Here is a 19,475-nt window from a genome sequence, read left to right on the forward strand (position 1 = left end):
GGACCGGCTCAGCCCCGCGGCGGCGGGTCGTCGTGCAGGATCCGCTGGAAGAGGTGGTGGTCGCGCCATTCCCCGTCGATGTGAAGGCAGCGGGGCGCGGTGCCGATGCGTTCGAAGCCGCACTTGGTGAGGACTCGCTGGGAGGCGTGGTTGTCGAGCAGGGTGCCAGCCTCGACCCGGTGCATGCCCAGGTCCTCACGGGCGGCCCGGCAGACCTCCTCGGTCAGCGCGGTGGCCAGGCCCCGGCCGCCGTACGCGGGGTCGACCCAGTAGCCGAGCGAGCCGCTCCGGAAGGGCCCGAGGACGATCCCGGAGAGCGTCGCCACGCCGGCGATCCGCCCGCCGGTCTCCCGGTCCTCCGTCTCGTCCACCGCGAACCAGCGCCGGCCGCCGTCGGCGAGGCGTTCCGCCTGCCCGGCGGGGGTGTAGTACGCCTCGGTCCGATACGGCTCCCAGGGCCGCATGTAGGTCCGGTTGCGCAGCACGGCGGCGGCGAGCGCGGCGGCGTCGGCGGGGCTGTCGGGAACGGCGGGCCTGATCTTTATGGGGTTCATCCGCGCACCCTAGACGCACGCGTGAGACGCGCGCGTATACGGGTGCGAGGCGCGCAGCGACGACCAGGCATATGCCGAGGTGATGCGGAACATCAACGACCTGATCCAGAACCCGGTGTTCTTCACCCCCTTCTTCGGGGCGCTGTTCCTGACCGGGGCGGCCGCCTGGCAGCACGGACGTGCCGGGCGGGCGCGCGGGTGGACGCCGGCGGCGTTCGTCCTGTACGCGGCGGTCCTCCTGGTCACGTCGGCCGCGAACGTCCCCCTCGACGACGCCCTCGCGGCGACCGCGGACCCGGTGCGGGCACGGGCCGCGTTCGAGGTGCCGTGGGTGTTCTGGAACGACGTCCGTACGGTGCTGACGGTGGCCGCGTTCGGCTGCCTGCTGGGCGCCTTCGCCACCCGCCGGACAGGGCCCGGGGCCTCCGCCCGTCACCTGGACTACGAGAGCCGATGAGCGGCGCTACGGCAGCCCCGGCTCCCCCTCCGGCAGCCAGGCCCCGGCCGGGCGGGTCAGCCAGCCCTCCCGGGCCCCGAGCTCGGCGGCGGCGCGGCGCAGCGGGTCGAGGCCGGGATGGCGCAGCCCCTTGCGCCACACCAGGCTCACCGGTGACAGCGGTACGGGGTCGACGAGCGGCCGCAGCACGCTGCCGGGCATGGAGGGGAAGTCGACGCCGGCGAGCACGGGCGTGGGGGCCTTGATCATGATCCGCCGGAACTCCTCCTTGCCGATGACCAGCGGCGCGGGCGGCGCGACCTCGATGCCCCGCCCCGCGAAGAGGCGCGCGGCCAGGTCGGTCCACTCCGGCGTACGGTCGTTGCCGGCGCCCGCGTAGACCCGGCGGCCGGCGAGCGCGCCGAGCGGGACCTCGTCGAGCCCGGCGAGCGGGTCGCCCTCGGGCAGCAGGACGGCCATCGGCACGTACCGCACGAACTGCGTCCCCAGGCGGGCCCGCAGATCCGGCGTCAGGCCGCCGTACCGCCCGAAGGAGGCGTCGAGCCGGCCGGCCAGGATCTCCCGTACGGCGCCGGTCAGTCCGCTCTCGAAGCGGGGCATCAGCTCGACGTCCGGGGCGAGTTCCCGGGCGCGGGCCAGCACCCGGTCGTGGGCGAGGCCCTCGGTGTTGAGGTCGACGAGGAGCGGGCGGGGCGCGCCGCGGAAGGCGTCGGCGAGTTCGTCGTGGGCGGCCAGCACCCGGTGCGCGTACGGGAGCAGCCGGGTGCCGTCGGGGGTGAGCTGGACCTGCCGGGTGGACCGGACGAACAGCTCGGTGCCCAGGTCGCGTTCGAGCCGCCGGATGTCCCGGCTGAGCGCCTGCTGGGCGACGTACAGGCGGGCGGCGGCGCGGGTGAAGTGGAGTTCCGCCGCGACGGCGGTGAAGGCGCGCAGGAGCCGGGGGTCGAGGTCGTTCACGGAGGCCACCGCGGCAGTCAACAACAGAAGTGCGTGAATCACCACCGGATTGGTGTTGGACCGGCCGGACCGCGCCGACCGAGCCTTTCCCCATGCCCGACGCGACGATGCCCGATGTGACGCTGACGCCCACCGGCCCGGCCCTCGCCCCCCGCTACCGGGAGCCCGCGGACCGCCCCGCCCCCGCCAACCCGTACCTCCGTCTGTTCGCCCTCCCCGGCACCCGTGCCTTCGTCCTCGGCAACCTGATCGCCCGGCTGCCGGTAGGCATGTTCGGCGTCGGCATCGTCCTGCTGATCGCCCGCTCCTACGACTCGTACGCCCTGGCCGGCTCGGTCAGCGCCGCCGGCCTGGTCGCGAGCGGGCTCACGGCGCCGTGGATCGCCCGGCTCGTCGACCGGTACGGGCAGGCCCGGGTGGCGCTGCCCGCCGTCCTCTGGGCGGTCCTCGGGCAGCTCACCCTGGTGGCGTGCGTCCACGAACGGGCGCCCGCCTGGGCCCTCGTCGCCACCACCCTGCTCACGTCCACGGCCCCCAACCTGGGTGGCATGTCCCGGGCCCGCTGGGCACACCTGCTGAAGGACGACCCGGACTCCCTGCACACCGCCAACGCCTTCGAGCAGGCCGCCGACGAGCTGTGCTTCATGCTCGGCCCGGTGCTCGCCGCGCTCCTGTGCTCGGCGCTGTTCCCGGCGGCCGGCGCCCTGACCGGCTCGGCGCTGCTGCTCACCGGCACGCTGCTGTTCGCCGCGCAGCGCGCCACGGAACCGCCCGTCGCACCGCGCACGGCCACCGCCGGCCCGTCGCCGCTGCGCGCGCCCGGGATGCCGGCGCTGCTCGCGATGTTCCTGGCCACGGGCGCGGTCTTCGGTTCGATGGAGGTCTCCACGCTCGCGTACGTCGACGGTCCGGGCGCCGGTCCTGTCCTGGCCCTCCAGGCGGCGGGCTCCTGCGTGGCCGGACTGGTCTACGGCCGCGTCCGGCGCGCCGTCCCGCTCGCGGCCTGCCTCGCCGCGATGACCGCCCTGATGACCCTGCCCCTGCCGGCCGCCGCCCTCACCGGCTCGCTGCCCGCCCTCGCGGGCGCGCTGCTTCTGGCGGGCATGGCGACCGCGCCGACGATGGTCACGGGCATGGGCACGGTGCAGCGGCTGACCCCGGAGGGCCGCCTCAACGAGGGCATGACCCTCGCCGTGACCGCCCTCCTCGGCGGCATCGCGATCGGCTCGGCCACGGGCGGCTGGCTCGTCGACCACGCCCCCTCCCCCACGTACGGCTTCCTCCTCCCGCCGGTGGCGGCGGCCCTCGCCCTGACGGCCCGCGTCACGGCCCGGTCCCGCGCCTGAGCGGGGAACGGGAGCCCGAGTGCGAGCGCGATAGAAAAAGAGCCGTGAGCGAAGATTCGACCCGTACCTCCGGTGATGCCGCCCCTCCCCCGGGCACGCTGCCGTCCGTCCCGCTGACCGAGGCTGGAGCTCAGCTCTCCAAGCTGGTCACGCTCGCCGAACACACCGGCCAGGTCACCTCCCTCACCCGCTACGGTCAGCCGGTCGCCGCCCTCGCGCCCGCCGGGCTCCTGCCGCTCCTCGCCGGAGGAGCAGCCGGGCCTGCCCCCGTCGATGCGGCCTTCTCGGCCGCCGTCCACGCTCACGCCGCGACCATCACCGGCACCAGCCACGAGAAGAACGCGGCGATTCTCGCCGAGCTGCGCCGGGATGACGAGGCCGCCGAGGAGTCGTCACCGCCCCTCTCCTGACCACCTGCGTCACGGCGCAACCCCACACGCAGGTCGGGATGGTGCGCCCGGGATCGGCCGTGGCAGGGTCGCCCCATGCGGATTCTGGTAATGGGCGGTACGTGGTTCCTCGGCCGCGCGGTCGTGGAAGAGGCACTGCGCCGCGGGGCGGCCGTGACGGTGTTCAACCGTGGCCGTTCCGGCGTGGTCGAGGGCGCGGAGACCGTCCGGGGAGACCGGACCAGCCGGGACGATCTCAAACGACTCGCGGAATCCGGCCCCTGGGACGCGGTGGTGGATACCTCCAGTGGCGAGTTCCCGCCTCGGGACGTGGCTCTCGCCGTCGACACACTGCGGCCGGTGGCCACCCGGTGGGTTCACGTCTCCACCGTGTCCGTCTACGAGGGCTGGCCGCACCTGCCCCTGACTGAGGACTCTCCCGTCCTCGTGTGCCCGCCCGACGCCAACGAGACGTTCGGTCACACGGGTCCCGACGGATCGCCGACGAAGTACGGATTCCAGAAGGCAGGTGGCGAGGCGGCCGTTCTCCGCGCCTTCGGCGAGGACGCGGTGTTGCTGCGGCCCGGCGTCATCCTCGGCCCCGGCGAATACGTCGGCAGGCTTCCCTTCTGGCTCTCCCGTGCCCGGCGTGGCGGCGCGATGATCGCCCCCGCACCGGCCGGCCGGGTGATCCAGCCCGTGGATGTCCGTGACGTCGCCTCCTTCGCACTCGATCAGGCCGCCGCCGTCAGCGGAGGAGCCTTCAACATCGCCCATCCCACCGGCATGACCTTCGCCGACTTTCTCGCCACCTGCCTCGCGATCACCGGAGGCGACGGAACCCCGGTGTGGGCAGCGCCGACGGCGCTGTCCGCGCACGGGGTGAAGCAGTGGACCGAGCTGCCGCTGTGGCGTACCCATGCCGGGGTGTGGTCGGTCGATCCGTCCCGTGCCGTCGCGGCTGGTCTCCAGTGCCGTCCGCTCGCTGACACGATCGCCGACACATGGGCGTGGTTGCGGGCGGACGGCCGGCCGGTGGAACACCCTCGGTGGGCGGAGCACGGCATCGGGCCGGAGAAGGAGGCCGCTGTCCTCGCGGCCCTCGGCTGACGACTACGGAACCGAACTGTCAGGATTCGAGCGCGAGCAGACCCCGATCGGTGCCGAGCGTTCGCGGGGCGGATCGGCTTCTGAAGTCCTCGATACGCTCCCCGAGTTCGGTGGCGAGCCGGGCTCCGCGGAACGCGGGGGCGGTGAGTGCCACCCGCAGGCCGACGACCCGTTGCAGCAGACCGGCGCTGCGCCACTCCCCCGGAATTTCCCACACGGTCTCCAGGGACTCCGCCGCTCCATCCAAGTCCCCGCGTAGAACGCGTGCGGACGCCAAGTCGGCGGCGGCCTTCCCCTGGACGGTCACGGGGCGGCGCGCCGCCGGCCGCGCCACAACGATCTCCAGGGCCCGCCGCGCCGACTTCTCGGCCCCTTCGGTGTCGCCGACGAGGAGGGCCGTGGTCCCGTTGGACATCACCAGCCGCTCCTCGGGGAAGCCGAACTCGCCCCCGACGTCGTCGTGGAGGAGGTCTCGGGCTCCGGTGTCCTGCTGGAGGGAGGCCGCCAGAGCGCCGACGGCGCGCTTCCGGTCGCCGAGGTGTCCGTGGGCGCGGGCTTCGATCGACAACAGACGACGACGGGCGGTGTCGCCCAAGCCTCCGAAGGCCAGGGCGGTCCGGACGTGCCGGACCGCGTCGCCGGGGCGGTCGGCGAAGTAGGCGCAGACGGCCAGACTGCCGGTCGCGTACGCCCGCAACGGATCAAAGCGTGCGGTCTCCCCGTACAGGACAGCCGCTCGCGCGAGCCGCGCGGATTCGTCCAGTACACCGAGGTCGAACGCGGCGGTGGACAACAGGGAACACGACTGTCCACAGAGAATCAGCAGTTCCTGCTGCTGCGCCGGAACCTGTGTCAGACCACGATGGTGCTCGGCGCCGGCGCGCAGTTGCCTGGCCCGCCGGAACGCCTCGAACGGCGACGTGGCCGAGTAGGCGCGGGCAAGGGCGGCCAGATCGTCTCTGAGTTGATCGATGGTGGTGTCGGACACGGACTGTGCGGCTGCGGAGCCTGCCTCGTCGGCGGCGTCCCGAGCGGTCATGGCGATTTCACTCTCGATGTCGAACGGGGTGGGAGCCTCCGTCGCAGCCGCCGGGAACTCCGGTGGCGGGCCGAAGAGGGCCGCTGCTTCCAGGCCGAACAGGTCCTCCAGGACTCGGCACGCCTCCGGACCCGGCAGCGTCTTGACCCGGCCCGATGTCCAGCGCCGGAACTGCGCTTCGGAAACCGTCAGGCCGCGAAAGCCCAGGCGCTCGGCTGCTCGGCCGAAGACCGTGGCGAAGTCGCGGTATCGCCACTGGCGCTGGGCGACCAGCACGCGTAGAAGCGTCGCCGGATCGGTCGTCACGCTCGCTCCCTCGGATCAGGGGACGAATATCCCCGCTCGATCCCTACCGGTCGATGCCCGCACGGCACAACGGAACCCGGCCGGATGACATCTGCGCGCTACCCAGGTGACGCCCCCGCCACCCTCCGGTGCACCCGGACGACACCTCCGGCGGTATGGCGACGACACCCGGGCCGGGAGGACTCTGGCGCAGCCTCGGCAGACCGCGTTCCCCGCAGACGCGGTCAGCGGTACTCACCCACGATGGAGACACCGGCATGAACACCCAGCCCGCCCCACCCGCGCCCCCACCACCGACTCGCGCGCCGGACGGACACGAGCCCTGCGGCCGGCCGTCCGCGCATCTCCTGGAGCGCGCCGGACACGGATGGGCCAGGTTCCTGGCTCGTTGGGACGCATCCGAAGACGCGGGGCTCCCCCGGACGGAAAAGGAGGCCGGGTGGTGAACCCCCCGACCGAAGCGAACCCGACCTGGATGGACATGAGCCGCGACGTGGAACTGGCACTCGCGCTCGCCCAGGGGCGCCCGACCGGTCCGGCAGCCGACGAGGTCCGCAAGCGGCTCCGCATCTACCTTCGGCTGCTCGTCGATCCGGCCGAGGAGTACGCGAAACACCTCGCCGACTCCCGGGCCCGGGACATCGCGACCGCCACCGTGGGCCACGCCCGCGGCCTGCTCCGTGACCAGCACGGCGACCCGGCAGCCATACTCCGCCTTCTCGCCAAGAGCGTTTCCTGGCTGATGCGATACGTCTTCCAGACCCAGCGGCAGCGAAGCACGGGCCACTCTCCCCACACGGGTCCGGCGCAAGCCACACCGGCCCCGCCGGCCTGACAGTCGTACGACCATCTGCGGCGCCCACCCTCCCCTGACGATCTGCGTCTCTCGGATCCCGGAGCAGTCGCTCCGGGACCCGAGAGCTCTGAAGGGTCACCACCGTCAGGCACGGAGGTCGGTAACTCCGTCCTTGGTGAGCTCGTGGGCGATCACAGCCCCCGGCTCCGGTACGACGGGAAGCGCCTTGTCTTCGAAATGAGCCTTGGCGTAGCCGATCGCCTCGTCCTGCCGGGTAGCGCTGCCGAAGTACAGCAGGAGAGGGTGCAGTTGGTACTTGCCCCGGGCTGTCTTCCACAAGAAGTTCCGGGCCATCAGATGCCCTATGGCCACGTTGATGGTGGGCCTCTTGACCCCGAGCATCCGGGCGAGCTGATCCTGAGTGACCGCGATCTCGCCGTGCCGGTTGATGTGGACGTACTGGCCGTGATCGTCCTTCTCGGCCAGCAATCCGACGATGGTCCAGAACAGGTCCTTGGAAAGGCTCGGCAGGTTGTACCGCGGGAACCGGGAGATGAAGCCCAGCGAGACCACGACATGCATGGACTCGGTCTGATTCTCGAACACGTCTTCCATGGGATCAGTCGCCAGCATTCTGTACGGGCTCCTCTTCCTGATCGTGACGTCCACGTCTTCACCAGGGCGGCAGACCTTGCCTGCCTCCTCCACGACCTTTTCGAGGTCCTGAGGCACCCGGATCCGACGACGGCGTCCTGCGTCCTGACGTGCGCTGGCCATGAGCGCACTATACGAGGAAACGTCAGCGAAACCATGACATTCGACGAACCTGCGTCAGCGATCCACTGACACATGACGCCCGACTGATCGAACCTTCGATACCCCGCGCGCGGCCTCAGAGAGAGGAGAAGTGTGTGTTTGTGATTCCTAACGTTACCGTCTAGTAGTGTTCGGGTTTTCCTGACACATCGCCCCGGAAGCCGCAGGCCAGAGCGCGTGCCCCTTATTAAAGAACAGCGGGCCCCCGACAGCCGCGTCTCCACTCCCCCCTTCTTTCGACGGCAACCCCGGAACGCCGGCCCCAGCGGCGCCGCCGCGTGCACGACGGGGTGCGGAGGCACCTCAGCCACCCACGGACGGTCTCCCTGATGACCGGGAGCGTCGGGTCCGCACCCGGCCCGCAGGCCCCCAGGGGCCGAGGACACGGAAGGCGGGCCCGGCGGCGTGGCCGAGGTACGGCCGCAGGGCACCCCGGGCGGGAGCGGGACGGACCCGCGGGCAAACGGCCCCCGGACATGACGAAGGCCCGGCGGTCCTGGGGACCACCGGGCCTTCGCCCACATGGGATGAGTGGAGATGGCGGGAATCGAACCCGCGTCCAACGGTGCGGAACCAGGGCTTCTCCGTGTGCAGTCTGGTGCGATTTTCTCAGCCCTCCGGATCACCCAGACAAGTCCGGAACGGGCTCAGTCACTGTTTGATTTCCCTCTTCACCCCGTGACCGGGATCAAGGTTTAGTTCCCTTCATGATGCCAGGATCCGGGTCGGGAACAGCCCCGGGCTGACACTTCGCAAGTCGCTACTTAGGCAGCGAGGGCGAAGGAATCGCGCTTGGTGTTGGCGATTATAGGTTTCGGCGCGTGGTTAACGAGATCATTGCCGCTTCCTCGACACGCTTCCCCTGCTTCGACATCCGCTGTCGAAACCGATCATCCCCATGTTGCTGTATTCAATTAAAAACTGCTCAAATCGTGCGCCCTCTGTGGGGTGCACGGCCCATCGTACGTGACCAACGCACGCGGGTGCCAGCGTATTCCTGGGCGTCACCCAGGGGCGTCACCCCAGCTTGGCGGCCCGCTGACGGCGCCGGGCGGCTGAGATCGCGCGGCTCGCCTCGCGGGTGTCCTGCTGCTCGCGCAGCGTCTGCCGCTTGTCGTACTCCTTCTTGCCCCGGGCGAGCGCGATCTCGCACTTCACCCGGCCGCCCAGGAAGTACAGCGCCAGGGGCACGATCGTGTGACCGGTCTCGGACGCCTTCTGCTCCAGCTTGTCGATCTCGGCGCGGTGCATCAGCAGCTTGCGCTTCCGCTTCGCCGAGTGGTTGGTCCAGCTGCCCTGGACGTACTCGGGGACGTGGATGTTGTGCAGCCACGCCTCATGGCCGTCGATCTGGACGAATCCGTCCACCAGCGACGCCCGCCCCATCCGGAGCGACTTCACTTCCGTACCCATGAGGACCACACCGGCCTCGTAGGTGTCCAGGATGTGGTAGTCGTGCCGCGCCTTCTTGTTCTGCGCGATGAGCTTGCGCTCCGGCCCCTTGTCCTGGGTCTTCTTCTTCGCAGGCTTGCCCTGCACGTTGACGAGTCCCTTAGCCATAGTGCTGCCATTTTCGCACTACGAGCCCCCTCCGAGGCCACTCAATACCGTGCGGGCCCGCTCCTCGGCCCGGCGCTCCGCCCGCGTGCCCGCCGCCTGCTGCACCAGTACGTCCGGGGTGATGCCCTCGCCGTCGACGGCGTGCCCGGCGGGAGTGCGGTACCGGCCGACGGTGACCTCGGCGACCGAGCCGTCGGGCAGCTCGCTCGGCATCTGCACCGAGCCTTTGCCGAAGGTGCGCGAGCCGACCGTGACGGCCCGGCCGCGGTCCTTCAGGGCGCCGGTCAGCAGCTCGGCCGCGCTCATGGTGCCGCCGTCGACCAGTGCCACCAGGGGCCGCGCGGTGTCGCCGCCGCCCTCCGCGTACACGGCGTGCTGGGTGCCGTCCATGTCGTACGTGGCGATCAGACCGCCGTCGAGGAAGGCGGAGGCGGCGGTACGGGCCTCGGCGAGCAGGCCGCCGGAATTGCCGCGCAGGTCGAGCAGGATCCCGGTGCCGGCCGGGGCGGAGCGCACGGCCGTACGTATCCGCTCGCCCGTTCCCTTGGTGAAGGCGGTCACGCGGACGAGGACAGCGCGGTCGTCGAGGCGGCGGACAGTGACCGGGTCCGTGGTGAGCCGGGCCCGGCGCAGGGTCCGGGTCCAGGTGGCCCGGTCGCGGACGACGCCGAGAGTGACGGTGGAGCCGGTGACGCCCTCGCCGCGCAGCAGCGAGACGACCTCGGAGACGGAACGGCCGGCGACCGGCCGCCCGTCGACGGCGGTGATCCGGTCGCCGGCGCGCAGTCCGGCACGGTCGGCGGGGCCGCCGGGCCTCACCCGGCTGATCTCGACCCCGTCCGCGCCCGACCGGCGGGCGGACAACCCGACCCCGGTGTACGAGCCGTCCAGGGTCTGCTCGAACTCGGCGTATTCACGCGGGTCGTACACCGCGCTCCAGCGGTCACCGCTGCGCGAGACGAACTCCTCGGCCGCCTGCTTGCCGGACTTGCCGTCGGCGACCGCGTCGGCGGTGGCGCGGGCCAGCGCGTCCCGGTCGACGGGGGTGGGGGAGGGCGAGGGGCCCTGGGCTGCGGAGCCGGGGTCGAACGCGGCGACGCCGAGGGCCGTACGGGAGGACGGGGACCGGTCCGCGAACCCGGCGGCGCCCGCTCCCGTACCCACTCCCGCCTCCGTCCCCGCCCCGGCCGCGGCGGGCGGCTCCTGGGCGTCCGGGCGGCGCGGCAGGGAGCCGGTGGCGGCGGCCGTACCGATCACCCCGGCGAACACCAGCGTCAAGGCGGCCCCACGGAGAACTCCGCGGGGCCGTCGACAGAACTCGGAGTCGGCACCGGCACGCATGCGGCCACTCTAGGACCTGTCCGGGGACAAACCGATGGCGCCGAACGGCCCTTGGCCGGACGACGCCATCGGTGGACGCTGATGCCCCTGTGGCTCCCAGGGCGCGGGAATCAGACCTTCAGGTACTTGCGCAGCGCGACGAACGCGGCGATGGACGGCATCAGCAGTCCGATGACGAGTACCAGCGGGAGCTGGGCGAGGACGACGTCCCAGCCGACGAAGTTCACGAGCGGCATCTGCTGGGCCAGTTCGAGGCCGTGGTCGACGAGGAAGTAGTGCCCGCCGAGCAGCAGCACGCACGCGAAAAGACCGCCGATGAGGCCGGAGAAGGCGGCCTCCATGATGAACGGGATCTGGATGTAGAAGTTGGTCGCGCCGACCAGACGCATGATGCCGGTCTCACGGCGGCGGCTGAACGCGGACACCCGGACCGTGTTGATGATCAGCATCAACGCGATGATCAGCATCAGGAACATGAGCGCGACAGCGGCGTAGTTGACGCTGCGCATCATGTTGAAGAGGGTCTCCAGGATCGACCGCTGGTCCTGGATCGATTCGACGCCGTCGCGGCCCGCGAAGGCGGTGGCGATGACCTTGTACTTCTCCGGGTCCTTCAACTTCACCCGGAAGGATTCCTGCATCTGGTCCGGGGTGACGACGGAGGCGATCGCCGTGTCGCTGTACTGCTCCTTGTAGTGCTTGTACGCCTCGTCGGCCGTCTCGTGGTGGACCGTCTCGACGAGCTCCGTCATCTCCTTCAGATCGGCCTCGATCTGCTTCTTCTGCTGCGCGGTGACCGCGCCCTTGGAGCACTTGGCACTGGAGGCCGCGTCGCTCTTGTTGCAGAGGAAGATGGAGACGTTGACCTTGTCGTACCAGTAGTCCTTCATCGTGCTGACCTGCTCGCGCATGAGCAGGGCGCCACCGAAGAGGGCCAGCGAGAGGGCGACGGAGACGATGACGGCGAAGGTCATCGTGAGGTTGCGGCGGAGACCGACACCGATCTCCGAGAGCACGAACTGAGCGCGCATATGACTGTTCTCCCGCCCGTCAGTGCTGGTAGCCGTAGACGCCGCGCGCCTGGTCGCGGACGAGTCGGCCCTTCTCCAGCTCGATGACGCGCTTGCGCATCTGGTCGACGATGTTCTGGTCGTGGGTCGCCATGACGACGGTGGTACCTGTCCTGTTGATGCGGTCGAGCAGCTTCATGATGCCGACCGAGGTCTGCGGGTCGAGGTTGCCGGTGGGCTCGTCCGCGATCAGCAGCATGGGGCGGTTCACGAAGGCCCGGGCGATGGCGACACGCTGCTGCTCACCACCGGAGAGCTCGCCGGGCATGCGGTCCTCCTTGCCGCCGAGACCGACCAGGTCGAGCACCTGGGGGACGGCCTTGCGGATCTCGCCGCGCGGCTTGCCGATGACCTCCTGCGCGAAGGCGACGTTCTCGGCGACGGTCTTGTTGGGCAGCAGACGGAAGTCCTGGAACACCGTTCCCAGCTGGCGGCGCATATGCGGCACCTTCCAGTTGGAGAGGCGGGCGAGGTCCTTGCCCAGGACGTGCACCTGCCCTTGGCTGGCGCGCTCCTCGCGCAGGATCAGTCGCAGGAAGGTCGACTTTCCGGAGCCGGAGGAACCGACGAGGAAGATGAACTCCCCCTTCTCGATCTCCAGGGAAACGTCCCGGAGCGCGGGGCGGTTCTGCTTCGGATAGGACTTGGAGACGTTGTCGAATCGGATCACGAATGCACCACGGTCGGCCGGGAGTAGGTGTGCGTGACCATACGCGAACGGGCATGGCCCGCGCAGTCGCGGACCGCGCTTGTGTCCTTTATCCTTTTCGTCCTTCCAGGCGGACCGGCCCGGGGCGCGCCGAAACGCGCCGGAGCTGGCACAGTGGTAGAGGGAACGCCGGGGTCGCCCCGAGCGTTCTTCGAGACAGGAGCCCGGTGCGGGAGGAGGAGAGCGCATGACCTATGACCGACTGGTGTGCGCCAACTGCGCGGCGCCCGTCGCGGAGGGCCGCTGCCCCGTCTGCCGCGCGAACCGCGAGCGCCTGCCGCAGCCCACGGGGCTGACGCCGGCGATGCTGCTGGCGGTGGTGGTCGCCCTGGTGGCGGCGATGGCTCTGCTGGTGGCGGTGCGCGGGCTGTAAGCCCGTAGAGGTGCGAAGAGGCACCTGGGAGCGCCGGAGGCGCGCGAGAGGCGTGTGCGCGCGTATGGCGCGCCGCGTGGACGGCGTGCGAAGAAGACGCGGAGGGACGTACGCGGGGACGTCCGGGATACGGGAAAGGGCCGGGGTGCTTGGTGAAGCACCCCGGCCCTTCGCGTCCCTTATGGGCCTATCGGCCCTCTAGGCCGGTAGATCTCGTACGGCTCAGACCGCGGCGCGGCCGCCGCCGACGAGGCGCGGCAGGAAGCGGAAGCCGATGCCACCGGCGATCATGGTGGCGGCGCCGATGATCAGGAACGACGTCTCCGCCGCACCGGTCTCGGCCAGCTCTTCCTTGGCCTGGCCCTGCTCGACGGGCTGCGAGCCGGCGTTGTTGGCGTTGTTGTCGTTGCCACCACCGGTACCGCCGGCGCACTCGGCGCCGTCGACGGTCACGGTGCAGTTGGCGTCGCCGGCGTTGTCGCCACCGTTGCCGGTGTTGCTGTTGCCGCCGGTGCCGCTGCCGGTGGTGTTGTCCTGGCCGCCACCGGTGTTGCCACCATTGCCGTGGTTGCCGCCATTGCCGTTCTGGCCACCGTTGCCATTGTTGCCACCGGTGCCGTTGTTGCCACCGTTGTTGCCGCCGCCCGGGTTACCCGGCGTGGTCGGCGGAGTGGTCGGCGGCGGCGTGGTCGGCGGAGTCGTCGGCGGAGTCGTCGGCGGCGGCGTGGTCGGCGGAGTGGTCGGCGGAGTCGTCGGCGGCGGCGTGGTCGGCGGCGTCGTCGGCGGAGTGGTCTCCGGCGGCGTGGTCGGCGGGTTCGTCGGCGGAGTCGTCTCGCAGAGCGTCGGGTCGATCTCACAGGTGGGCGGCTCGTCGCCGGTCACCTCGGAGGTGAAGCCGACCCCCACCCCGGTCGCCGACGCGACACCGGCCGCCGTCAGCGACGCACCGGCCGCGATCACCGCACCGGCCGCGATCCGCGCGATGCGGATCCGCGTCTTCTTCGTCATATGCTCGCTACCCCCAGTAGCTCATTTTGTCTGTGGAGCCGCGGCCGGGGCCCGGGCACTGGGGGCGATCACGTGTAACCGGACCCGCCCCCGTCCACACACGCCCCGGTACACGCGTGCCGCGTGCCACCCTTCCGAGTTTCCAAGAACGCGTCAAGGCCGTTGCGCGTGCGATGCCGGAAAGATCCCGATCCGCCCGCCCTGCGGCGATGCAACTGTGACGTAAACCTGAACTCCAGCCCCTATCAGGCCAGTTACCTTGTCGACAAAGCGCCAGTTCGATCACTCCACCGCTTGCGCCCGCGAATCTCCGAACGCGTCGGCCGTCAACGGCACTTGCGCTGAGCGTCGATCTGCTCCCGCGTCCGCACCATGGGGACTTTTCCGGCCCACGTCATGTATTCGCCATCTCGTAGTCGCACGCCCTTCAGGGCGTCCAGCTTGACGACCCCTGAGTGGACCCTCGAACCTCCGCGGACGTTGGTGAAGCTCGTCTCGACGAAGGGCTCGTGGCCGGGGCGGACGGGGGCAAGGAGGAGGCTCGCAGAGGGTCCTACGCCCGGGTACGCGCCGGGGCCCCGCTCAATCGATGAGCGGGGCCCCGGGTCGTACACGGGCATATGCGTCGGCGTTGGTTACGCCTCCGCGTGATCCTGCTGCTTGCGCCAGCGGATGCCGGCCTCCAGGAAGCCGTCGATCTCGCCGTCGAGGACGGACTGCGGGTTGCCGACCTCGTGGTCGGTGCGCAGGTCCTTGACCATCTGGTACGGGTGGAGGACGTAGGAGCGCATCTGGTTGCCCCAGGAGCTGCCGCCGTCGCCCTTGAGCGCGTCCATCCTGGCACGCTCCTCCTGGCGCTGGCGCTCGAGGAGCTTGGCCTGGAGGACGTTCATGGCGCTCGCCTTGTTCTGGATCTGGGAGCGCTCGTTCTGGCAGGAGACCACGATGCCGGTCGGGAGGTGCGTGATGCGCACCGCCGAGTCGGTGGTGTTGACGCCCTGGCCGCCGGGGCCGGACGCGCGGTAGACGTCGATGCGCAGGTCGGACTCGTCGATGTCGACGTGGTCGGACTGCTCGACGACCGGGAGCACCTCGACGCCCGCGAAGGACGTCTGGCGGCGGCCCTGGTTGTCGAAGGGCGAGATGCGGACGAGGCGGTGGGTGCCCTGCTCGACGGAGAGGGTGCCGTACGCGTACGGGGCCTTGACCACGAAGGTGGTCGACTTGATGCCGGCCTCTTCCGCGTACGAGGTCTCGTAGATCTCGGTCGAGTAGCCGTGGCGCTCGGCCCAGCGCAGGTACATGCGCTGGAGGCGCTCCGCGAAGTCGGAGGCGTCGACGCCGCCGGCCTCGGCGCGGATGTTGACCAGCGCCTCGCGCTCGTCGTACTCGCCGGACAGGAGGGTGCGGACCTCCATCTCGTCGAGCGCCTTGCGGACGTTGACCAGCTCGGCCTCGGCCTCGACGCGGGTTTCCGCGTCGTCCATCTCCTCGGCCAGGTCGAACAGGACCGCGAGGTCGTCGATGCGGCCGCGCAGGGTCTCGGTCTTGCGGACCTCGGCCTGGAGGCGCGAGAGACGGCTCGTGATCTTCTGCGCCGCCTCCGGGTCGTCCCACAGGGACGGGGCCGCGGCCTGCTCTTCGAGCACGGCGATGTCTGCCCTCAGCTTCTCGAGGTCCAGGACGGCCTCGATCGACCCCATGGTCGAGGAGAGGGACTTCAGCTCTTCGGATACATCGACGACTGCCACGCGTCCAGCGTAACGGCTCACGGCGCGAAGCCGGACCCACGGATTCGCGCGGGTGCCGCACGGACCGCGCCAGGACGGCGCGGACCAGGGCCCCCGCGAGCCCCGAAGGCCGCCATGGCGGGGCCCCTACGGCTGCGCGCCCTGCGTCGTCTCCCGCGAGTCCTGCGGCGGCGCGTCCGCGTCCCCGTCCCCGGAGGACGCCAGGTAGCCGCCGATCCCGAGCACGGCCGCGAGCACGGCGGCCGCGACGCCCAGCGTGATCCGGCGCTTGCGGACCGCTTCCGACTTGTGCCGGGCCGAGCCGGGCCGGCGGGCGCTCGCCGAGCGCGGGGCGCGGGCCGTGCCGAGGGGGCCGCCGGACAGCTCGTCGGGGCCGGGGACCCGCATGGAGGTGTGGGTGTCGCGGTTGGAGTCGGTCGAGGCGCCCGGTACCAGCGGGACGGCGGCGCGGCGCGGGGCGGGTTCGCCGCCGCCCGGCTGGGTGGGGTACGGGTCCTCCGCACCGCCGCCGGCCGCCTCGGCCGCCGGGTCCGCGTCCGGCTCGTCGACGTCGAGCGGCGGGATGCCCTTGAGGGTGGGCAGGACGTCCCGCAGCCGGGTCGCCAGCTCGGAGGCGCGCAGCCGGGAGGCCGGGGCCTTGGCCAGGCACTGGACGATCAGCTGCCACAGCTCCTCGGGGATGCCGGGCAGTGGGACGACGGTCTCGGTGACGTGGCGGCGCAGTACGGCGCCGGGGTGGCCGCCGCCGAACGGCGTGAACCCGGCGAGCAGTTCGTACAGCACCGTGGCGAGCGCGTAGATGTCGACGGCGGCGCGGGGCGGCAGGCCCTCGACGATCTCGGGGGCGAGGTAGTCGGGGGTGCCGATGATCCGGGTGGCCTTGGTGCGGCCGGGGGTGTCGATGAGTTTGGCGACGCCGAAGTCGGTGAGCAGCGCCGGGTGGGCGCCGCCGGGGCCCAGCGGGCCTTCCATGTCGAGCAGGATGTTCTCGGGCTTGACGTCCCGGTGGACCACGCCGGCCTTGTGCGCGGCGGCGAGGCCGTCGGCGATGTCGGCGATGATCGCGACGGCGGCCTCGGGCGCGAGCCGGCGTTCGCGGTCGAGACGGGTGCGCAGGTCGGTGCCGCGGATCAGGTCCATGACGAGCGCGAGGTCGTTGCCGTCGACGACGAGGTCGCGGACGGAGACGACGTGCGGGTGGTCGAGCCCGAGCAGGGCGGTGCGTTCCTGGACGAAGCGGCCGACGAGTTCCTGGTCGGCGGCGAGGTCTTCGCGCAGCAGCTTGATGGCGACGGGGCCCTCGGGGCCCTCGCCGAGCCACACCGTGCCGGCGCTGCCCCGGCCGAGGATCTGGTGGGCCGTGTAGCGGCTGCCGATATTCCGTGCCAAGACTGCTCCCTCAGCGGCTGCGGTTCGCGACAAAGTTACGCGTCCGAGGACTCCGGCCGGCACTTCCGAGGGGAAAACACCCCGCGGAAGTCGACATGTCGATGACCTGGCCCTTCTCCGGGCACCCCGCCCCGCCGGTTACCTTCGGTTACCGGTGGAACGAGGGGTTCCGAGAGGCCAGGGTGTCACTGCCCGGCGGTACCGCCGCCGCCCGTCCCCGTGCTCTCGGTGAGCGACGAGATCCAGTCGGTCAGCGAGGAGATGCCGTCGCCGATCGCCTCCCAGTAGCCCTTGCCCTGGGCGATCCAGTCCTGGAGCGGGGTCAGCTCCCAGACGAGCCAGCCCGCGACCACGAACAGCACGATCGTGAAGAGGCAGCCCTTCAGGCAGCCGAGGCCCGGGATGCGCATCGGGTTGGCGCTGCGCTGCCGCGGCGGACGGGGCTCGCGCGGCGCGCGGGCGGGCGCGGGGGCGGGTGCGGGCGCCGGGGGCGGCGGAGGCTGCGGCGGCGCGTACTGCTGCTGCGGCGGCGGCTGGGGGGCGTACTGCTGCGGCGGATGCGGCTGCTGCTGGTACGGCGCCGGCGGCGGGGCCTGCGGAGGCTGCTGCCGGTACTGCTGCGGCTGCTGGTACTGCTGCGGCTGCGGCTGCGGCTGCTGGTACTGCTGCGGCGGGTGCGGGGGCTGCTGGGGGCGGCGCTGCGGGCGCCGGCGCAACGGGTCCTCGCTCGGGTCGAGGTACTGCATCTGCGTCGGCTCGTTGCGGTCGCGGGCCGCGCGCAGCTGGCTCTGCCAGGGGTGTGGCTGCTCGCCCGGCGGATCCTGCGGTACGGGCGGCATGGCCCGGGTCGGATCGGCGCCGGGGCCGCCCGCGGGGAGCACGGCGGTCGGGTCGGCCGCACCGGCCGGACCGCCTGCGGGCAGCACGCTGGTGGGCGCGGCCGGGTCGTACGCGCCCTGCTGACCGATGCCCGCCGGGGCGGCGGAACCGGTGGGCAGCACCTGGGTGGCGCCGGCCGGATCGGCCGCGGCGGGGCTGCCCGGGACCGGCGCGGGGGCCGGGTCGGGCGCGAGCAGCGCGCCGACGCCCTCGGCGGCCTCGATCTGGTCGGGGGTGGCGTGCACGCCGATGCCGGCGGCGACGGCGCGCAGGCCGCGGGCGAGGTTCTCGGCGCTGGGCCGCTCGTCCGGGTTCTTGCGCAGGCAGCGCTCTATGACCGTCCACAGCGGGGCGGGCACGGTGGACGGGCGGCGCGGCTCCTCGGTGAGGTGCTGGTGCAGCACCTCCAGGGCGGTGCCGCCGCCGAACGGGGGCCGTCCGGTGACCAGTTCGTACAGCAGGATGCCGGCGCCGTAGATGTCGACGGCGGAGGTCTGCGGGCGGCCCTCGGCGGACTCCGGCGCCACGTACGCGGGCGTACCGACGAATTCGTGGGTGCGGGTCAGGCCCGGGGAGTCGGCGAGGCGCGCGATGCCGAAGTCGGTGAGCATCGGGTGCAGGGCGTCGCCGTCCTGCCGGAGCAGCACGTTCGCGGGTTTGAGGTCGCGGTGGACGACGCCGTCGGCGTGGCTGGCGGCCAGCGCGTCGGCGATCTGCGCGGTGAGCAGCGCGGCGGCGACCGGGGTGAGCGGGCCGCTCTCACGGATGTAACGGTGCAGGTCGGGGCCGTCGACGAGGTCCATGACCAAGGCGAGGACGTCGCCCTCCACGACCAGGTCGCGGGTGCGCACGATGTTGGCGTGGGTGAGCCGCAGCAGCACGGAGCGCTCGCGCAGGAAGCGCATCACGATGTCCGCGTCGTTGGCGAGCTCCTCCTTGAGGACCTTGATCGCGACGGTCTCGCCGGGCTCGCCCGGCACCGCCGCCTCGGCGCCGGCCGTCTCCCGCTGGCGGGCTCGCCAGACGGTGCCCGTGGCGCCGCGGCCGAGCGGCTCCTCGAGCAGGTACTTGCTGCCGATAGGCCGCACGTCACGCGCTCCCTGCTGATCGTGGTCCCCGGGGGCTGTCGCCGTGTGCCCCCGTGGTCGCTGTGTGTTCCATGACCCGCCCGGGACTCGTCCGGGACGACGTGTCCGGGGCTCGTCCGGGTGTCCGCCCCACTTTAGGGCCTGTCCGGCGGATCATGGCCGGGCCCGCGACGCCCGGCGGGTGGGGCCCCGGAGGGACACCCGTGTCCGCTCGGCAAGACGCCGGAAACGGAACCAAGGTTGCCGGATACGTGCCCCGGGATCGGTGGCCCGGACGGCGGCGGGCCCCGGCGCGGGTGCCGGGGCGGGCCTCGGTGCGGCCCTGGATCGACCGCCCCGGTCAGGACCGCGTACGTACGTAACCAGGCGCATTCCGGCCCATCGACGACCGAACAAGATCGTTTGATGGCCACCCGGGGGCGGGTTGTCAGTGGCAGGTGCGAGGATGCGTACAGCACGTCGTGTCGAGGGTAGGGAGCCCGCGCACCGTGCCGACCTGACCGGACGACGCGTCCGCGACGGGTGGGGGGAGCGAGT

18 protein-coding genes and 1 other RNA gene are annotated in these 19,475 nt (G+C 71.6%); 6 read left to right on the forward strand and 13 right to left on the reverse strand.

Annotation, left to right across the window (positions count from 1 at the left end):
• Positions 1-8: 8 nt before the first annotated feature.
• Complete coding sequence (locus tag ABZ693_RS16895) at positions 9-554, reverse strand: GNAT family N-acetyltransferase (RefSeq protein WP_359877314.1); 546 nt, start codon at positions 552-554, stop codon at positions 9-11.
• An 82-nt stretch (positions 555-636) separates the two neighbouring features.
• On the opposite strand from ABZ693_RS16895, the gene ABZ693_RS16900 reads away from it, so the two are divergent.
• Positions 637-1,011 carry an anthrone oxygenase family protein gene (locus tag ABZ693_RS16900; protein WP_359877315.1) on the forward strand — a complete coding sequence of 125 codons (375 nt, stop codon included), beginning with the start codon at positions 637-639 and terminating at the stop codon, positions 1,009-1,011.
• Between the two features lie 6 nt (positions 1,012-1,017).
• On the opposite strand, the gene ABZ693_RS16905 is transcribed toward ABZ693_RS16900, so the two are convergent.
• Complete coding sequence (locus ABZ693_RS16905; RefSeq protein WP_359877317.1) at positions 1,018-1,977, reverse strand: LysR family transcriptional regulator; 960 nt, start codon at positions 1,975-1,977, stop codon at positions 1,018-1,020.
• A gap of 83 nt (positions 1,978-2,060) precedes the next feature.
• Here ABZ693_RS16905 and ABZ693_RS16910 point away from each other — a divergent pair, with 83 nt between their 5' ends.
• The 3 genes from ABZ693_RS16910 (at position 2,061) to ABZ693_RS16920 (ending at position 4,813) form a co-directional block, all read left to right on the forward strand.
• Entirely contained in the window at positions 2,061-3,314 is a 1,254-nt protein-coding gene (locus ABZ693_RS16910; RefSeq protein ID WP_359877319.1) for an MFS transporter, read from the forward strand.
• Positions 3,315-3,358: 44 nt separating this feature from the next.
• Positions 3,359-3,724, forward strand: a complete 366-nt coding sequence (locus ABZ693_RS16915) for a hypothetical protein (protein ID WP_359877322.1) — start codon at positions 3,359-3,361, stop codon at positions 3,722-3,724.
• A gap of 75 nt (positions 3,725-3,799) precedes the next feature.
• Positions 3,800-4,813 carry an NAD-dependent epimerase/dehydratase family protein gene (locus ABZ693_RS16920; RefSeq protein WP_359877324.1) on the forward strand — a complete coding sequence of 338 codons (1,014 nt, stop codon included), beginning with the start codon at positions 3,800-3,802 and terminating at the stop codon, positions 4,811-4,813.
• 19 nt (positions 4,814-4,832) lie between these two features.
• On the opposite strand, the gene ABZ693_RS16925 is transcribed toward ABZ693_RS16920, so the two are convergent.
• The gene (locus tag ABZ693_RS16925) at positions 4,833-6,158 is read right to left on the reverse strand and encodes an NsdA family TPR-like regulatory protein (protein WP_359877326.1); all 1,326 of its coding nucleotides are present in this window, start codon (positions 6,156-6,158) and stop codon (positions 4,833-4,835) included.
• Positions 6,159-6,600: 442 nt separating this feature from the next.
• On the opposite strand from ABZ693_RS16925, the gene ABZ693_RS16930 reads away from it, so the two are divergent.
• A complete protein-coding gene (locus ABZ693_RS16930) occupies positions 6,601-6,993 on the forward strand; it encodes a DUF6415 family natural product biosynthesis protein (RefSeq protein WP_359877328.1) in 393 nt (130 codons plus the stop codon).
• A 105-nt stretch (positions 6,994-7,098) separates the two neighbouring features.
• On the opposite strand, the gene ABZ693_RS16935 is transcribed toward ABZ693_RS16930, so the two are convergent.
• From ABZ693_RS16935 to ftsE, 6 genes are all read right to left on the reverse strand, one after another.
• Positions 7,099-7,731, reverse strand: a complete 633-nt coding sequence (locus ABZ693_RS16935) for a hypothetical protein (RefSeq protein WP_359877330.1) — start codon at positions 7,729-7,731, stop codon at positions 7,099-7,101.
• Positions 7,732-8,299: 568 nt separating this feature from the next.
• Positions 8,300-8,668: a transfer-messenger RNA gene (ssrA, locus tag ABZ693_RS16940) on the reverse strand.
• Between the two features lie 119 nt (positions 8,669-8,787).
• Positions 8,788-9,330: an SsrA-binding protein SmpB gene (gene smpB / locus ABZ693_RS16945; RefSeq protein WP_359877332.1), complete on the reverse strand. Its 543-nt coding sequence runs from the start codon at positions 9,328-9,330 to the stop codon at positions 8,788-8,790.
• An 18-nt stretch (positions 9,331-9,348) separates the two neighbouring features.
• The gene (locus ABZ693_RS16950; RefSeq protein ID WP_435842442.1) at positions 9,349-10,671 is read right to left on the reverse strand and encodes a S41 family peptidase; all 1,323 of its coding nucleotides are present in this window, start codon (positions 10,669-10,671) and stop codon (positions 9,349-9,351) included.
• A gap of 110 nt (positions 10,672-10,781) precedes the next feature.
• The gene (gene ftsX / locus ABZ693_RS16955) at positions 10,782-11,702 is read right to left on the reverse strand and encodes a permease-like cell division protein FtsX (RefSeq protein WP_359877336.1); all 921 of its coding nucleotides are present in this window, start codon (positions 11,700-11,702) and stop codon (positions 10,782-10,784) included.
• A 19-nt stretch (positions 11,703-11,721) separates the two neighbouring features.
• On the reverse strand, positions 11,722-12,411 hold the full coding sequence (gene ftsE / locus ABZ693_RS16960; RefSeq protein ID WP_359877339.1) for a cell division ATP-binding protein FtsE: 690 nt from the start codon (positions 12,409-12,411) through the stop codon (positions 11,722-11,724).
• A gap of 226 nt (positions 12,412-12,637) precedes the next feature.
• Here ftsE and ABZ693_RS16965 point away from each other — a divergent pair, with 226 nt between their 5' ends.
• Complete coding sequence (locus ABZ693_RS16965) at positions 12,638-12,823, forward strand: hypothetical protein (RefSeq protein WP_359877340.1); 186 nt, start codon at positions 12,638-12,640, stop codon at positions 12,821-12,823.
• A 222-nt stretch (positions 12,824-13,045) separates the two neighbouring features.
• Here ABZ693_RS16965 and ABZ693_RS16970 read toward each other — a convergent pair whose 3' ends face one another.
• The 4 genes from ABZ693_RS16970 to ABZ693_RS16985 all read right to left on the reverse strand — a co-directional run bounded on the left by ABZ693_RS16970 (position 13,046) and on the right by ABZ693_RS16985 (position 18,938).
• Positions 13,046-13,831 carry an LPXTG cell wall anchor domain-containing protein gene (locus ABZ693_RS16970; protein ID WP_359877343.1) on the reverse strand — a complete coding sequence of 262 codons (786 nt, stop codon included), beginning with the start codon at positions 13,829-13,831 and terminating at the stop codon, positions 13,046-13,048.
• Positions 13,832-14,466: 635 nt separating this feature from the next.
• Complete coding sequence (gene prfB / locus ABZ693_RS16975) at positions 14,467-15,582, reverse strand: peptide chain release factor 2 (RefSeq protein ID WP_359877344.1); 1,116 nt, start codon at positions 15,580-15,582, stop codon at positions 14,467-14,469.
• 126 nt (positions 15,583-15,708) lie between these two features.
• Positions 15,709-16,971: a serine/threonine-protein kinase gene (locus tag ABZ693_RS16980; RefSeq protein WP_359877346.1), complete on the reverse strand. Its 1,263-nt coding sequence runs from the start codon at positions 16,969-16,971 to the stop codon at positions 15,709-15,711.
• A gap of 185 nt (positions 16,972-17,156) precedes the next feature.
• A complete protein-coding gene (locus tag ABZ693_RS16985) occupies positions 17,157-18,938 on the reverse strand; it encodes a serine/threonine-protein kinase (RefSeq protein ID WP_359877348.1) in 1,782 nt (593 codons plus the stop codon).
• Between the last annotated feature and the right edge of the window lie 537 nt (positions 18,939-19,475).

Origin of the sequence: Streptomyces laurentii, from assembly GCF_040635425.1 — a bacterium.
Taxonomy (GTDB): Bacteria; Actinomycetota; Actinomycetes; order Streptomycetales; family Streptomycetaceae; genus Streptomyces; species Streptomyces laurentii.